Below are 16,146 nucleotides of genomic sequence, written 5' to 3'. Positions count from 1 at the left end.
GGCTACAAGGTGCATATAGCGCTATGAGCAGGGCAAGGTATCTTGGCGCAGCTAAGGTGGGGATGCAACTCATGTTGGATGCCATTGCCTTTAATCTCAAGAAAGCGGCCAGGCTGGCTATGGCATAGAAAAACAGTCCGATAGAGCCTTATCAAGGCCCTGTCGGGCAAGCTTAAAGCGATAAATAAACTCTAAAATCAAGGTAAAACGGGACTGAAAGATCAACTTCAAGATTAAAAAGGGAAACCGGCACACCTAAAAGCGGCCGGACGACTTACGCAGCACTCTCAAGTCGGTCGGGCAAAAAACATCATCTTCCGGCGTGGTGATCCTAACTTTTTTGCCCCTCACTTCACCGGCCAGACCCATTTTACACATCAAACGCTCCACCGTGCACCGGGCCACTTCTATTTCATAACGAAGAAGCTGGCGCCATATCTTGCGCGTTCCATAAACCTGGAAGTTATCATTCCACACCCGGCGTATCTCAGTGCGCAGATAGGCATACCGCTTGGCCCTTTTCGGCAGGCGCTTAAGATAGGCCTGTCTGCCCTTGTGCTCATAGTAGACCGACGGGGGCGATCGGCAGCATCGCGCAGATCGGCTCGACCTCGTGGACCTGGCGTTGAGTGTCGATAAAGAAAACCATCACTTCCGTAGGCGGTCGAGCTCCGCCTGGGCGAAAAACGCCGACACTTGGCGCAGTATCGCATTAGCCCGCCGTAGCTCACTTTTCAGTTTTGGGATATCTCTTGCCTTGTTCCATAACCCCATCCTCTCAAACTCTGAGGTCTCCGGCAATCCCGGGGCGGTTCACTTACCCGATATATAAGTTGTATTTATAGTAGACGAATGGGTCATGTAAATTAATCTCTCTCCTGTTGGGATTTCTATTTATTGTATGGGTTTCCATTTGCCCGAAAATTTTTTCTAGGCTAGTAATTAATTTATAATAACATCTAAATAGCCTCCCAGTATTGCCTTCAAGATTCTTATAGAAATTAGCCATGATGCTATAAGAGTGATCATGAAATTTTTTTCCAGGTGAAGACTCCAAAGAGAAGCCGTGGCTCCTATAAGTAGAAAAACGCTACATAGTAAAGACCAATCTGTCGTATAAAATATAGGATATAATCCTAGCCAAAAGTTATAAATTTGTAAGGATATGATAAGGTAAATACTTTTTTTAAGAGTAATATCTTTTGTATTGAATAATTTTGCAAATAAAGTAACCAGTATAAAGTAAGGTATAAAAACTATTCCATAGCTAATTAGTAATGCAAGGAAAAACTGGTAAACTTCATAAAAGTAATTTTTCAGTATACAGTAATTGGTAAAAAGTTCATTAAGGAAAGAGAATCCATCTGTTAGGTTAGAAAGTAAAAGGCCAAAAGAAAAAAATAACAAGCTGGTAAATGTAAAAAATAAAAAATAAGCCAGAACCTTTGTTACTCCAATATCCTGAAATATGGTTAAATACTCAGGAGGCGAAACAAAGGCCATTCGAATCCATTGAAATAAATTTTTGGGAACAACTATATCTTTTTTGGAATCAGCCCTGTAGAGCAACTTGGAACCGTTCATTACTTTTTCCCACTATAGAAGTAACCAATTTCAATCAAATCCGTAACCTACATCGTTCCAGCTTTTTTCGGGATCATCACCTATGCTTTCTTTTCTGAGTTTATCTAAATATACTTTTGCTGAGCCTATCCCAAGGCCAAGCAGGCCGCCAACAAAGTTGTTAACTCCAGGCGCTAAAGGCAAAGCTGAACCTAAAAGGATCCCTGTATCTACGTAATCAAAAACTTCATAATATGGGTCATTGGGATCACATAGGAGCCTTCCGAGATAGGTGCCCATGCCAAAAGGATCCCATCGTCCAGTGTACCCTTTGTTAAGTAATTGCATTAAGCCGGCTGAGCTACCCTCCTCAATTCTTTGGTTAAGTAATCTGTTTGGTTGTTTGTTCTGCTTCATTTCAGGATAGGTTGCTCTGTAGTCAGGCCGTAGCAGTCCATATACGTCATGCGGTGTGGTTTTGATCTCATTGGGTAAGGGATGAACTTGAGTTGTTATATTCTTGCTTCCTGTTAACAGGCCTCCCCTGCTGCCTTGATAAAGGTTTCTTAGTGCATCTACGGGTGCATGATTATCACCAACCGGTTTTATCTGTCCTTTGTCAAAATTGCGCTCGATAAATGGCAATATCTCCTCGCCTTGATTAATTTCTTTGTGCTTGAGCAAAACCTCTTCAAACTGTTTGAGCCCGTCAATAATGGCCCTTACAGTCCTGGGTTCAATTCTGTCACCCTTTTTCAATATGTTGTAAGTAAAAGGCGAGATAATATCACCATTTGACAAATCGACTTTGCCCCGCCCTGATTTTTGCGCTTCAATTATTCGGTTGATATCCCTTTTCAAGAAAAAATCAAAGTCATCATCAGGCTTTACTTTCGGAAAACCGGCTGAGTGAAACGCACCTTCATTCATTTTTTCTAAATTTTCATTGATGATTAATCCCGGGCCAGGTTTCGCATAATCTACTTTCTTTTCACCGCTGGGGATTTCCCCTCTCCAAACGGTATTTTTTGGGGGAGCCTCAAGTCTCTGTTTTCTTTGTTGTCTGGATTCGGCTGTTTCCGGAATTGCGTATTCTACTTCGCTCCACGAGCTGGGAATTTTCCCCCGCCAAACTCTACCATCTTGGTTGCCCCTCTGAGTTTCCTCACTCTGCACAGCATCGGGAATCTTCCCCCGCCAAACACCACTCTCCCACTGGTTCCCTTGAGCTTGATTCTCCAAGCTTCCAGATGGCGTGGCGACCGTATTTATTTGCTTAACCTCATCTTCGGTTTTAGGGATTTTTCCCCTCCAAATTCCGCTTCCTTGCTTGGCTCTCTGAGCTTCCTCTTCCCAGAATTTGGCGACTACGTCTTTGGTCGCGCCATGGTTTGCCATGTATTTGGTGAGCCTGGTGAAGGTGGCTTGCTCCTTGGGCGCTGACTGGGGTCTGAATTCTTCCACATCCTGCACAGTATCGGGAATCCTGCCCCTCCAAACTCTGCCCTCTTGGTTGGCTCTTTGAGCTTCCTCTTCCCAGAATTTGGCGACTACGTCTTTGGTTGCGCCATGGGTTAGCATGTATGTGGTGAGCTTGCTGAAAGTGGATGCCGCGTTTTCTGTTCCCGGATTATTCAGGTTTTTTATGCTTGGTTCACCCCAGGGATTTATTACGCCATTTAACACCAGGTTCCCGGCTGATTCGCTATTGGGCCTTATAAGGTTATTCCTGAATTTATTATCATAATTCAGTATCTTTGAATTTTTATTTTTAACCTGCCCGTAATTTTTATCCATCTTGGATCCCCCCATTCAATCAGAAGCCTTCTTTTTCCCAGGGTTACCAAAAATATTTTTAATTTCAATAGGCTGCGTATGGTTTCATTTTTCAGGTCAAACTTTATCTTCTTCTTACTGTTTTTGTGCCCTGAATCATGGTTTTTCCTTGTTGGTTTTTTGTTTTATATAAACCATACTTGTGTACTTGCATTTTAGGTGGCACTATTAAGAAGAGTGAAAAATGGTGGCACCTGAGTTGAATACCCTTGGAAAAGCAGGAGGATGAGATATGCGTGTTTCAGATACCCTTTATATAGACCCTGTCTGCTATATGGGTTGTAATCCACAGGAAAGCGAAATATATACGGATTATGAAGGGGAGAGATATTATTTTTGCGACCGGAAGTGCAAAGAAAAATTTTTGGCTGATCCGTCCAGGTATATTAAGCCCAAATCCTGGTGGGATCGTTGGCTTGATAAACACATAAAGGCCAATGAAAAGGAATTCGGCCCCAAGGGACCGGAATGTCACACCAAGCTGATGGGCCCTCCGGGAAGCAAGTGCTGAGCCTTTGGCCTGTTTAGCTAATTTCCAGCCTTGAAGCCTCGGGGATGTTTCTCGCCCCGGGGCTTTTTTTGTGGGGAGGTAAACTATAATCCGTTAAAAAATTTTTGTAGCAACTTGATATACTTCAAGAATTTTAAGTCGATATGATAGGGCATCGGGCCGACGGCGCCGGGACTGCCTATATCTTGGGTATATAACAACTTAAAAAAATAACTAGTTATGCCAAGGTGCAACCCGGAAACATCCTGTATAAGTGGATAGCACCCGGCTTAGATTTGGTTTAGTCAGTGATACAGACCCAGGGAGCCGGTGAGCTTTTGAATATCCTTTTTAGGTCCGCAGAGGCAAAGACCGGATAGCTCAAGATCCTGGTTCCGGGTTTGGGAAAGCCTTTGGGAATAGTCTTTATAATCCCTGCATCGTTGAGCCAGTTGGCTGAAGTCGATCACCTCCACCTGGTTGTTTGCAATAGCCTTGTCATAGATCTGTTTGAGGGTTTGACTGTCTGCGCCCAATATGGGAATGGATTCACTGGTAATGCCTTTATGAACAATATCAGAGCCGTCTTTCAGATCAGCTCCGATGATCTCTTTTTTTGCTTTACCCAGGCTTATACCGAGCACCGCGGCGGTGTTTGTTGCCAACCCCACCGGTAATTTCTTATTCACAAGCATGACTATTTTCATGGTCGCTCCTTTTTTATGTTGATTGTTCTCACTTATAAAAAGGAACGGGAGGCATGGATTGTAAAAAATTGCAGGAACAGAAAAAGAGCCGCTGGGGGCTATTTGTATTCAATGGGAGTCATGCCCACATAAAGACGGAATGTTTTGACAAAATGGCTTTGATCATAAAAGCCGCATTGGGCCGCGGTTTCCGCTATTGGCGCACCGTCTGAAAGCAACTGTTTGGCTTTGTTAATTCTCTTGTTCAATATATAAGCGTGGGGAGTGAATTTATAGGCTTTACTGAACTTCCTTAAAAGAGAAAACTTGCTTTGTTTGATGATATCCGCCAGATGATCAAGTTGAATCTGCTCTAGAAAATGTTTGTCAATATAGTCTTTGAGTGCTGACACTGCGTTGTCTTTTTGAAGAGCAACAGGCCTTGGACCGGCCAGGTCAAATTCATCAAAGAGTAACTTACCTATAAAAAATACGGCTTCGCTTTCCACAGCAAGAGAGTCTTGAGGTAAGGCAAAAGAGCCGAAAAAGTGGTTTTTCAGTTTGATGCTCTTTTCGGTTAATTGCGCGGTTTGTGGAGGCAGGGTGCGAGCATCGAGTTCAAAAGCAAGGCAAAACCACTCGGGGTCAACATACATCATTCTAAATGTAAACTGACTTATATCATCCGGCTGACATAGATGTACGGTTCCTGGCGGAAGTAATACCGCCTGGTTTGCAATCATTTTAAAATGCAGTTCCTTACAAAACACCTGGCCGCTTGTGCCTTCCAGAAAACCAAAAGAAAGCTCTTCATGGGAATGTCTGCGAAGCGAGTATTTTGTATGAAGGCCTTGCTTTAGCTCGACAAATGGCAATGCTTTGTTTCTTATTATTGCAGCGGATGTGATGTTGCCCCTCCCTTGTCAAGCCATGGCCTTTATAACCACAAAAGCGCCTTGGCCATAACCGTCCCTGATGGTGTTGTTTGGTGATCCCGGGATCAGGGTCTGCTTGGCTTTTTTGATCTCAAATCCTGCCCTCTCAAGCAAATCAATCACCTCTTGGCTGGAGAAAAAGGCGGCGTCTTTATAAAAGCGGCTTTTTCCCTTTTTGGCGTTGTATTGCCTGCCCATTTCGCTTTGCCTGTCAATAAAGGCCACTATCACGCATCCACCGGGCCTGAGAACCCTGTGCGCCTCTTTAAAAGAGTTGAACACATCATCCAAAAAGCAGATAACCGTCACAAAAAGGAGATAATCAAAGCTTGCGTCAGGAAAAGGCATTTTTTCGGCCACTCCACTATAAACCGTTATGCCTTGCGCCCTGGCCTTGAGGGCCATTTTTTCCGAAGGCTCAAGGCCTGTCTTTATGCCGAGCGGCCCTGCGAATTGGCCTGTGCCCATCCCCACTTCCAGGCCATCGGCCCGGCCTTTGGGAATAAGCCTGCGGATTGTATCCAGTTCTGATCTGAAAGAGGCTTCATTATCCTCAAACCATTTGTCATAGGCCTCGGTATGCTTGTCAAATGCAGTTGTTTTGGGCATGGCGATCTCTCGTTTGGATTGTGGAAGCTGATGAACAGTATTTTACACCTTATTTTATCTGTTTGGCAGGAATAGGATTTTTTCGGCATTTCTCAATAATACGGCTTCTTTAACATCCTGTTGGAGGAAAACTGGGCAGGAAATGCGTGTTTTAAGGAGAAAGCATGATTCCTTGCCTAATTAGTCTGTGCTGAGGCAATATGGCAATAAACAGTGTTGCTGATTGGTGATGAGTTGGCAGTCTGTTTCGTCTGGATGCAAACAAGAAAACAGGTTGCAAACAAAAATCAGGTTTAGCCTTTGAGGTGTGGAATGGAAAAAATGAATAGATTTATAAGACGTCCCTTTACCAGGGCGGTTTTGTTTTTTGGTCTGGCCATGGTTTGCTGTCTCTTGAGCCATGTTCCGGCTTATGCTGCCGAGCAGAAAAACGTTGTTTTTGTGCTCGACGCCTCTGGTTCCATGTGGGGGCAGATCAAGGGCACGGCCAAAATAGAGATCGCCAAAAAGGTGATGAAAGACCTTATCCAGGCTATTCCCAAAGAGTTTAACACCGGACTTATGGCTTATGGGCACCGCAGAAAAGGCGATTGCCGGGATATAGAAATGCTGGTCCCCCTGGGGCCCCATGATCCCCGGGCCATGATTGAAAAGGTCATGGCGCTTAAGCCCAAGGGAAAAACACCTCTGAGCGCTTCCGTGCAAAAGGCGGCCAAGGCGCTTCGCCATACCGAGCAAAAGGCCACTGTGGTGCTGGTGAGCGATGGACTTGAGACTTGCGACATGGATCCATGCGCCCTGGCCAGGGAACTGGCCATGAGCGGAGTGGATTTTAAAGTGCATGTGGTGGGGTTTGGCCTGTCCAAGGGGGATCAGGAAAGGCTGCGCTGTCTGGCTGATCAGACCGGCGGATTGTTTCTGGCTGCCAATGACGCGGATTCCTTGCTAAAGGCTCTGAAAGCCACTGTGAAAAAGGTGGAAGAGCCGTCACCGCCTGTAGTGGAAAATCCGGGTACAGCCGAACTAAAGGCCCCGGCCAGTATTTCCATTGCCAGCTCCTTTAAAGTTAAGTGGAAAGGGCCGGACAGTCGGGGTGATTTCATCACCATTGCGCCAAAGGGCTCAAAGGACCAAACCCACGGCAACTACGCCTATACGGAAAGAGGCAATCCCGCCCAGCTTGTGGCGCCGAGTGAAAAGGGTGATTATGAACTGCGCTATGTACACGGACACAGTAGTAACGTCATAGGCAGGACCGGCATTAAAGTCACCCCCCTCACCGCCCGGGTCAAGGCTCCCGCTTCAGCCAATGTGGCAACCTTGTTTGATGTCACCTGGCAGGGGCCGGATTACGAACCGGACTATATCTGCATATCACTGCCCGACCAAAAGCCGGGTTCATATAAGCAATACACCTACACCAGGGACGGCAGCCCCTTGAAGCTGCGGGCCCCCTCCGAGCCGGGGACCTATGAGGTGCGCTACATCCTGGGCAGGGGCGATAAGCTTCTGGCCAAGACAAGCATAGAAATCAAGGGAGTTACGGCCAAGGTTGAAGCTCCTGCCTCGGCCAATGTAGCCACCTTGTTCCCGGTTACCTGGGAAGGGCCTGCTAATGATGCAGACTATATCTGCATATCATTGCCTGACCAAAAGCCGGGTTCATATAAGCAATACACCTACACCAGGGACGGCAGCCCCTTGAAGCTGCGGGCCCCTTCCGAGCCGGGGACCTATGAGGTGCGCTACATACTGGGCAGGGGCGATAAGCTTCTGGCCAAGACAAGCATAGAAATCAAGGGAGTTACGGCCAAGGTTGAAGCTCCTGCTTCGGCCAATGTAGCCAGCAAGTTTTCAGTTACCTGGGAAGGGCCTGGTAATGACGCGGACTATATCTGCATATCATTGCCCGACCAAAAGCCGGGCGCTTATAAGCAATACACCTACACCAGGGATGGCAGCCCCTTGAAGCTGCGGGCCCCCTCCGAGCCGGGGACCTATGAGGTGCGCTACATCCTGGGCAGGGGGGATAAGCTTCTGGCCAAGGCTAAAATTGAGGTCAAGGGGGTCACCGCCTCGGTCAAGGCTCCCGCCTCGGCCAATGTGGCCACCTTGATCCCGGTTACCTGGGAAGGCCCAGGTAATGACGCGGACTATATCTGCATATCATTGCCCGACCAAAAGCCGGGTTCATATAAGCAATACACCTACACCAGGGACGGCAGCCCCTTGAAGCTGCGGGCCCCTTCCGAGCCGGGGACCTATGAGGTGCGCTACATACTGGGCAGGGGCGATAAGCTCCTGGCCAAGACTAAGATTGAGATCAAGGGCGTCACCGCATCGGTCAAGGCTCCTGCCTCGGTCAAGGCGGGTGGCAAGATCAAGGTTTCCTGGCAGGGGCCTGGCTATGAAAGCGATTATATTTGCGTATCCGAGCCGGACCAGGGGGAGGGCAGCTATAAGGAATACACCAACACAAGGGAGGGAAACCCCTTGGAGGTGAGGGCCCCGGCTGATCCTGGCAAGTATGAGGTTCGCTACATCATGAGCCAGGGGAGCAAGGTTTTGGCCAAGACGGGTATCACTGTTGAACCTGTCACAGCTTCCATAAAGGTCCCTGCCTCGGTCAAGGCGGGTGGCAAGATCAAGGTTTCCTGGCAGGGCCCTGGCTATGAAAGCGATTATATTTGCGTATCCGAGCCGGACCAGGGGGAGGGCAGCTATAAGGAATACACCAACACAAGGGAGGGAAACCCCTTGGAGGTGAGGGCCCCGGCTGATCCTGGCAAGTATGAGGTTCGCTACATCATGAGCCAGGGGAGCAAGGTTTTGGCCAAGACGGGTATCACTGTTGAACCTGTCACAGCTTCCTTAAAGGTCCCGGCCTCGGTCAAGGCGGGTGGCAAGATCAAGGTTTCCTGGCAGGGCCCTGGCTATGGAAGCGATTACATTTGCGTATCCGAGCCGGATCAGGGGCCGGGCGGCTATGTAAAATACACCAATACCAGGGAAGGCAATCCCTTGGAGGTCAGAGCCCCTTCCAAACCCGGTGACTATGAGGTTCGCTACATCATGAGTCAGGGAGACAAGGTCTTGGCCAAAGAACCTATAAAGGTTGATTAATATCTGACATCACAAGCAAAAGGCGGCAGGTGTTCTGTTGAGCACCTGCCGCCTTTTTTTATGTAGTCAGTATTCAAGGCAAAGCCCCACACCTACTTCTTCAAGGTCAACCACCTGTGCCAGGGCAATCTTGGCCTTAAGGTCTGTGCAATGGCAGGGATGCATACGCACCGGCTTTATTTTCTTGAGATATTCCAAGGTGCCCCGCATCTGTTCCGGGGGAGCGTCCAAAAGGTGCAGCCCGCCGATAATATCCAGGATCTTTTCCTCCTGGCAGACCTTTTGGGCGTGTTCAATTATATTACAGATTCCCGCGTGAGAGCAGCCGGTGATGATGACCAGGCCTTCAGGGGTCTTCCAGGCCAGGGCCGAGTCATCCTGCACATAGCAGTCCTGGTCTTCTTCCTTTCCCCTTATCCTGCCAATGGCGTATTGATTTTCAAACCCAAAGGTTCGGGGAATCTCCCCCAGGAAAACCAGGTTTGACTCAAGCCAGATCGGCTCCGTGCTGAGCTTCAGGTCACAAAAGGCGGCAGCCCTTTCCTGGGAAACAAGGCTGCCAAGCTCCGGCACTCCTTCAACATAGCGGGATTTAAAAAGCAGCGGATGGGCCACAAGGCCGGGCCGTTTCCATTTGCGCCCTTCCAGGCCGGTCTGAACGTAGCGGCTGAATAAATGAGGCAATCCCCAGGTGTGATCCAAATGGGAATGGGAGAGCACGATTTGATCAAGGTCCAGTAAGTCATGACCCCTGGCATTTGCGTTTTTTAAAAAAGCGTCGCTGAAGCCTGTGTCAAAAAGAATTTTATTTTCACCGGTCTCCAAGAGTATGCAAAGACCGGGTTCTGCCAGTAGATAACGGTCTATATAGGTGTTGTTGTCAACCAATATGTTTAGCTTCATATGTTGTTTCCTTTTTTAGCTGTACCGGAAAACTAGGCTTTTAGATTGCTTCATAAAATCAATTATAACACGAGAAAAGTAGTTTTAATCGTAATCCAACTCCTATTATACTGCAAGATAAAGTTGGTAAAACAAGAAGGATAAAGACAGTAATTTTCTCAGATGATTGTTCGGAAAAATATTTTAGTAACTGGTGGAACTACTGGTGTTAGACAGGAAGTTAATTCAGGATTTATGCATTATTTTTAATTATATGTTGATTTGCTGAAGAGATGAATAAACAACCAGGCGATAGGGGAGAGATGATCTCTGATCTGGATGTTTTAGTTTATGGATTGGAGCGAAACGGAAAAAACGGCAGACAAATACTGTTTTTTCAGAACTGTAGTGAACGGGGAGGAGTTGCCAAGAAATTTAATGATTATCTTTAGTATCTATTTCGAAAAATATTGAAAAGTGGATAAAGTGCTACCAGTAAATCATGATGAATAAGCAATTCCGCTTCCTTTTGATCGTAAGCTCTAACCATCTAAGAAATTAATACCTTTCTATTATTTTTTCTCCTCTTTTTTTTCTCATAAAGATCTATTTTTTTAGCTAATAAGTAGTATTTTATCCTTGTCTTTTAGGAAACCACTATGCTATTCAAAATGGAAGTTAAAGGATTTAATAAATCCTATTAAACCCGAGGGTATATAAATGAGAGAACTATCAATAGGAAAAAGACTTTATTTGGCTTTTGGTTTTATAGTGGCCCTTGCTTTTATCAGTGGCTGGCTGGTCAACTATAAAGTTAAAAAATTAGGCGACTCCTTTGATGTGTTACTAGGCAGTTATTCCGGGATTGAATTGGAATCCAAAGAGGTTGTGCTTAAATTGCTAAACGCCAGAAGGCAGGAGAAAAATTACCTGACGCGCAAGGATGATTTGTATATCGCTCAAATAAAAAACACCATAAAAGGCATAAGGTCTTCAATTGGTCTTATAACTGAGCTTGCCCAAAAAATTAAACTCCCCGACGGGCGGGAAAAGACCCAAAAAATGCTCCTCGCCGTAGAAGCTTATGAGGGCCATTTTAGCACCATGGTTGCTTTGGTTAAACAAAGGGGCAACCCGGATTCCGGCCTGGAAGGGCAGGTGAGGCTGGCCTCCGAAAAAATTGAATCCCTGCTGAACCGGCAGGGCGGGCAGGATGATTTGAAAATGCTTTACCTCGGCATGTGCCGGTATGAAAAGGATTTTTTGCTGACTCAGGATAATAAGTTCTGGGATCTTTTCCAAAAAACGGCTGGTGACTTTAAAATCCAGGCACAAGGGAAATCCATGAGCCGGGCCGGGTTGTTGGTCCAGGCAATAGGAGATTATCAGAACACTGCGAGTAAACTTAGGGAAAATCTAATCCAGGCCAAGGAAAAGTACCCCTTGCTGAGGGATACTGCCAGGGCGGTGGAGGCCCAGGCCAGGGCTCTGGCCAAACAGGTCAAGACCCTTATAGCTAAAAAACGCGAACAAGCCTTGCAGCAAATGGAAATCACCTCCACCTGGATCCAGATTGGAGTGATTTCCCTGGGGCTCTTTTTAGCAGCCTTAAGTTTCTTTTTTACCCGCTCTATTACGCGGCCCATAAAAAAGGTAATAAGCCGACTTTCCGGTTCCGCCGGCTCCATGGCCCTGGTATCCCGGCAGGTGTCAGAGGCCAGCTCAAGTCTGGCCGCCGGTTCAAGCCAGCAGGCCGCTTCCCTGGAGGAGACCGCCGCTTCCCTGGAAGAGGTGTCCTCCATGACCAGGGCCAATGCGGAAAACGCGGCCAAGGCCGATTTGCTCATGGATAAGAACCAGGAGATGGTGAAACACGCAAATAAGCGTATGGAAGGGCTTAACCTGGCCATGCGCGAGGTTGCCCGCTCAAGTGAAGAGACTTTCGCGATTTTGAAGACCATAGACGAGATTGCTTTTCAGACTAACATTTTAGCCTTAAACGCCGCGGTGGAGGCGGCTCGGGCGGGGCAGGCCGGGGCCGGTTTTTCGGTGGTGGCCGAAGAAGTGGGCAACTTAGCCGGCCGCACCGCCCAGGCAGCCCGCAACACCTCTCAACTGATTCAGGAAAACCTGGAAAAAATAAAAAGCAGCGCCAGGCTTTTGGAAGAGGCCAATCAATTCTTTTCCGAGGTTTCCGTAAGTTCCGGCGAGGCGGGTGAGCTGGTCAGTGAGATAAGCTCTGCCTCGGCTGAACAGTCCCAAGGGGTGGAGCAGATCAACCAGGCTGTATCCGAGATGGATAATGACCTGCAGACCAGGGCCACAGAGGCCCAGAGGTCGGCTGAGATAGCGGAAGGGATGAAACGGCATTCAAAGGGCATGGCAGACATGGTGATTGAGTTGCAATCCCTGGTCTACGGATCTGCCAAAGAACCTTTCCTTGATAGGGCAATACCCCCGGCCATGGAAAGGGCCAAGGCTTTGCCCGGCCCGAATACCAATAATAATTAATCAGCCTGAAATCGGGCCGGGCCTGTTGGTGGTCCGGCCTGATTTTACCTTTTTCATTTTCGTACAAATATCATGAGCCTGCCGTTTTGCTTGTGCAGTTCAAAACCGGTTTTTTCCACGGCTTGCTTGAGCTCCTCTTCAGAGGTGCGCACCCTTTGGAAGGTCGCCACTCCGCCGGGTTTAAGCACCCGGTAAAGTTCAGACAAAAGGCCTTTCATGCCGCCGACCACCCTGGGCAGGCCAAACAAAAAGGCAGAGTCCAGGCTTTGGCCGGGCAAGCCGGTGCGGGCCGCATTGGCGCACATGGGGGTTATATTGTCCGCCTTGGCTTCTGCGATTTTCTGCTCGATTTTTTGAATAGCATAGGGGTTCACATCCAGGGCATAGACTTGGCCTCTTTCCCCCACAACCCGGGAGGCGGCCATGGTGTAAAATCCCGGTCCGCAACCCACTTCCAGCACCTGATGACCCAGCTTGATCCCTGCATTTTTAAGGATTTTGTCGGGGTTTTTTATGAGCGGCAACAGACGATTGTCGTGCATCAGTGAGATCATCCAATAAGAAATCTTGGACGCATATTGTTTTTCCATGAGAGCTGCATCATTCATGATAGTCTCCTTTGGCAGGCAGCCAGGTATTGTGATCTGTAAGGCCGTATTGGTTCATAATTTTTTCAAGCCTCACGCCCAGGGCGCTTCCATTGGAAGGCACAGAGGCGCTGTCCCAGAAAAGAAAAAGCACATGGTCTGCCTTGTGCGAAGAATGCCAAAAGGCTTTCACCATTTGCAGGCCCGGTTCATTGTTTTGGCTTTTAATCTTACAAGTGAGCTCAAAGAGATGTTTTTTAACCTTTTGACTTAGTCCTTTGCCTGCCTGCAGATGAATTGTTTCCAACCATTCCATGTTTTTTTCCTTTCGCGCCTATATATTGCTGGAACTGTGCCAATATGGAAAATTGAATATAATCAATATGTTATATTTATAGTTTTTCTTAGATGTGCCATAGAACACTTTGGAAGTGTGCTATAGGATATTTTTTTGATATAGTGTCCCATGGCACACTTAAGCCGGAGGCAGGTTTTGTCTTTTGATTTGAACCAGTTTTTTAAAGAGGCCACCTTAAGGGTCTGCGGAAGCCTGGAGGCTGAAGAGTTTCTTGAGGATGCCTTTAATTACCTGGTTAAGTTTGTGCCGGTGGAGTTTATGGTGCTTTCCTATTATGATCCCACCGAAGGCAAACAGACTTTATTGGCCGAGGCCTCTATAAAGGGCGGGCGGCTTTTAAAGCAATCTCTTGTTCAACCCGGCCGCATAAAGTCCTATTCTTCCCGGCCGGGCCTGGATTTTCAGGTTATTGAAAAGGCCAAAAATCATCCTACAGCCCAACCCTGGATCACGGCCGGACGCCTGGAGCCTGAGGCCTCGCTTTTGGTTATGCGTCTGTTTGCAAGGCCGGACATGATCGGCACTGTGATTATGGTCGCCCAAAAGGGAGAGACCTTTAACCAAAAACAGCAGAACTTGGTGCGCATGCTTCAAAAACCTTTTGCCATAGCCCTGGCCAATTGCGCCCGCTATCAGGAGCTCATGGAGCTTAAAGAGCTTTTGCGACAGGACTACAGAGCTTTACAGCAGGACTACATTCATTCTGGGGGGCGGCGCATAATCGGAGTCAGGTTTGGCCTGAAAGGGGTTATGGATATGGTCCGCCAGGTTGCCCCGCTCAACAGCCCGGTGCTTTTACTGGGTGAGTCAGGGACAGGCAAGGAGCTTATTGCCGCTGCGATACATCAACTTTCAACCAGGCGGGAAGGCCCCTTTGTTGAGGTCAACTGTGGGGCAATCCCGCAGAGCCTGGTTGATTCAGAGCTGTTTGGCCATGAAAAAGGGGCGTTTACCGGGGCCCTGGCCAAAAAAAGAGGGCGTTTCGAAAGGGCGCACAAAGGAACTATTTTTTTGGATGAGATAGGCGAACTGAAGCCGGATTTACAGGTGAGGCTTTTAAGGGTCTTACAGGAAAAAGAGATAGAGCCGGTCGGTGCGGCTGAGCCTGTAAAGGTGGATATCAGGGTGATCGCGGCCACTCACCGAAACCTTGAGCAGATGGTCAAGGAAGGTGAGTTCCGTCAGGACCTTTTTTTCAGGCTCAAGGTTTTTCCCATAGAGATTCCACCTTTGCGGGACCGCAAAAATGATATCCCTTCCCTGGTGGAGCACTTTATTCTGGCAAAACACCGTGAACTGGGGCATGCGGTGAGGCCTGAACCTGAGCCTGGCTCCCTGGACCTGCTTATGGGCCACGACTGGCCCGGTAATGTGCGGGAGCTTGAAAACACAGTGGAAAGGGCTCTGATTTTGAGCCGCGGCAATCAGGTTTCCTTTAGGGGGCTGGGGCTGTTAATGGCCGGTGGTGGGGTCAGACTCCCGGTTTATGTGTCGCAAGACCCCCCTGATCAGTCCTTGCCCCCCTTGGAGCAGGTAATCAAAGGGCACATTCAAAAGGCCCTGTATCAATGCCGGGGACAGGTCGGCGGTCCCCAAGGCGCGGCCAGGGCTCTTATGATGAACCCCTCCACCCTGCGCAAGAAGATGCGCAAATTAGGCATTGTCTTTGGCAGAGAGGCGGCCGGGCTTTACCAAAAAAGGCCCGGCAATTCATCCCACCAGAATAAGCCCGCAGATGACCCGCTCTACTGAAGGGCCGTTTTTGTCTCCGTTGCCCTGGTCCTGGGACCAGCCCGCGGCCTTCATTAGTTTTAAGGTGTTAACTCCAAAACCAGAGAGAGAAGGCCTGGCCTTGCCCGGATTGCGGCAAGGTCCGCCTTTTTCCAATACCCGGCAGTTTTTGTGATCAGGGCAAAAGAGATTTTTACAACTGCCTCCGGCAAAGGCCCGGGAGTTGGCATAGCCGTTTTCCTTGGCCAGCTCTTCCAGGGCAGCCACCATTTCATGCATCATTTTGCCCAATTCCCGTTTTTCTTCGATATGCAGGGAAAGGTCGGGCAGATCAATTTTTACAAACACGGCCCAGAGAGTTTCTTTAAGGTATTCAACAAAACCTTCAGGGCCGGATACATGGGGCGGGCAGGTTGGGGAGAGCCCGTAGTTGGAGCAGCGCGGCTCAATGCAAAGGCGGGCCAGGGAAGGTTCCGCCTGGATATCTTCCCTGGCGACCACCGCAGCTTTGCTGGCCCCTGAAAGGCGGGCAAGTTCGAGCATTTGGTTTAAGACTTCTGAGAGCTTCTGGTCAGGTTTTTCCACGTCAGGCTTTTCCGGTGCGTCCGTAAGAGGGTTTTGATTATAGATCAGTGTGTTACAGCGTTTACAACGACCTTTGACTTCATCTGTCCAGATTTCCACTTCCTCTCTGCATACCGGGCAGGTGTGGGGGACAGGAACTACCGCCAAGGTGCGTTCCAGGCCCGGACACTTGAGATAATCGTTTAAGGGCATGGTCACCTCCTGGTCATTATCGGGTAATCATGCCCCAGAGTTAGCAAAAGGGCAAGCT

At 48.2% G+C, this 16,146-nt stretch carries 14 protein-coding genes and 1 other annotated feature; of the genes, 4 read left to right on the top strand and 10 right to left on the bottom strand.

The window, feature by feature from the left end; translation table 11 throughout:
- Positions 1–255: 255 nt before the first annotated feature.
- From X474_RS27595 to X474_RS06675, 3 genes are all read right to left on the bottom strand, one after another.
- Positions 256–486: an IS3 family transposase gene (locus X474_RS27595; protein ID WP_435051131.1), complete on the bottom strand. Its 231-nt coding sequence runs from the start codon at positions 484–486 to the stop codon at positions 256–258.
- Between the two features lie 88 nt (positions 487–574).
- Positions 575–691 (bottom strand) — a sequence feature (AL1L pseudoknot).
- A 251-nt stretch (positions 692–942) separates the two neighbouring features.
- Positions 943–1,584, bottom strand: coding sequence for a hypothetical protein (locus tag X474_RS06680; protein ID WP_044347672.1), 642 nt, complete (start codon positions 1,582–1,584; stop codon positions 943–945).
- A gap of 30 nt (positions 1,585–1,614) precedes the next feature.
- Entirely contained in the window at positions 1,615–3,360 is a 1,746-nt protein-coding gene (locus tag X474_RS06675) for a hypothetical protein (RefSeq protein ID WP_156360654.1), read from the bottom strand.
- A 271-nt stretch (positions 3,361–3,631) separates the two neighbouring features.
- Between X474_RS06675 and X474_RS06670 the strand changes: the two genes are divergently transcribed.
- The gene (locus X474_RS06670; protein ID WP_044347669.1) at positions 3,632–3,910 is read left to right on the top strand and encodes a YHS domain-containing protein; all 279 of its coding nucleotides are present in this window, start codon (positions 3,632–3,634) and stop codon (positions 3,908–3,910) included.
- A 284-nt stretch (positions 3,911–4,194) separates the two neighbouring features.
- Here the strand turns inward: X474_RS06670 and X474_RS06665 are convergent, their stop codons facing one another.
- The 3 genes from X474_RS06665 to X474_RS06655 all read right to left on the bottom strand — a co-directional run bounded on the left by X474_RS06665 (position 4,195) and on the right by X474_RS06655 (position 6,119).
- Entirely contained in the window at positions 4,195–4,596 is a 402-nt protein-coding gene (locus X474_RS06665; RefSeq protein WP_044347667.1) for a DUF2000 domain-containing protein, read from the bottom strand.
- A gap of 98 nt (positions 4,597–4,694) precedes the next feature.
- Positions 4,695–5,450, bottom strand: a complete 756-nt coding sequence (locus tag X474_RS06660; protein ID WP_082464196.1) for a helix-turn-helix transcriptional regulator — start codon at positions 5,448–5,450, stop codon at positions 4,695–4,697.
- A gap of 48 nt (positions 5,451–5,498) precedes the next feature.
- Positions 5,499–6,119, bottom strand: a complete 621-nt coding sequence (locus tag X474_RS06655; RefSeq protein ID WP_044347665.1) for a class I SAM-dependent methyltransferase — start codon at positions 6,117–6,119, stop codon at positions 5,499–5,501.
- Positions 6,120–6,440: 321 nt separating this feature from the next.
- Between X474_RS06655 and X474_RS06650 the strand changes: the two genes are divergently transcribed.
- Complete coding sequence (locus tag X474_RS06650; protein ID WP_197282003.1) at positions 6,441–9,242, top strand: vWA domain-containing protein; 2,802 nt, start codon at positions 6,441–6,443, stop codon at positions 9,240–9,242.
- Positions 9,243–9,308: 66 nt separating this feature from the next.
- On the opposite strand, the gene X474_RS06645 is transcribed toward X474_RS06650, so the two are convergent.
- Positions 9,309–10,145, bottom strand: coding sequence for an MBL fold metallo-hydrolase (locus tag X474_RS06645; RefSeq protein WP_044347663.1), 837 nt, complete (start codon positions 10,143–10,145; stop codon positions 9,309–9,311).
- A gap of 699 nt (positions 10,146–10,844) precedes the next feature.
- On the opposite strand from X474_RS06645, the gene X474_RS06640 reads away from it, so the two are divergent.
- The gene (locus X474_RS06640; RefSeq protein ID WP_052514947.1) at positions 10,845–12,635 is read left to right on the top strand and encodes a methyl-accepting chemotaxis protein; all 1,791 of its coding nucleotides are present in this window, start codon (positions 10,845–10,847) and stop codon (positions 12,633–12,635) included.
- Between the two features lie 53 nt (positions 12,636–12,688).
- On the opposite strand, the gene X474_RS06635 is transcribed toward X474_RS06640, so the two are convergent.
- Both X474_RS06635 and X474_RS06630 read right to left on the bottom strand, forming a co-directional pair.
- Positions 12,689–13,243 carry a class I SAM-dependent methyltransferase gene (locus X474_RS06635; RefSeq protein WP_052514946.1) on the bottom strand — a complete coding sequence of 185 codons (555 nt, stop codon included), beginning with the start codon at positions 13,241–13,243 and terminating at the stop codon, positions 12,689–12,691.
- On the bottom strand, positions 13,236–13,538 hold the full coding sequence (locus X474_RS06630) for a hypothetical protein (protein ID WP_044347662.1): 303 nt from the start codon (positions 13,536–13,538) through the stop codon (positions 13,236–13,238). Before X474_RS06630 ends, X474_RS06635 begins: the two co-directional genes overlap by 8 nt.
- A 177-nt stretch (positions 13,539–13,715) precedes the next feature.
- Between X474_RS06630 and X474_RS06625 the strand changes: the two genes are divergently transcribed.
- Entirely contained in the window at positions 13,716–15,332 is a 1,617-nt protein-coding gene (locus X474_RS06625; protein WP_044347661.1) for a sigma-54 interaction domain-containing protein, read from the top strand.
- Here the strand turns inward: X474_RS06625 and X474_RS06620 are convergent.
- Positions 15,291–16,088, bottom strand: a complete 798-nt coding sequence (locus X474_RS06620; protein ID WP_044347660.1) for a DUF2284 domain-containing protein — start codon at positions 16,086–16,088, stop codon at positions 15,291–15,293. The genes X474_RS06625 and X474_RS06620 overlap by 42 nt on opposite strands.
- Between the last annotated feature and the right edge of the window lie 58 nt (positions 16,089–16,146).

This window comes from Dethiosulfatarculus sandiegensis, from assembly GCF_000931935.2.
In the GTDB taxonomy this organism is placed as follows: domain Bacteria; phylum Desulfobacterota; class Desulfarculia; order Desulfarculales; family Desulfarculaceae; genus Dethiosulfatarculus; species Dethiosulfatarculus sandiegensis.
This window is presented reverse-complemented; position numbering and strand designations above follow the sequence as displayed.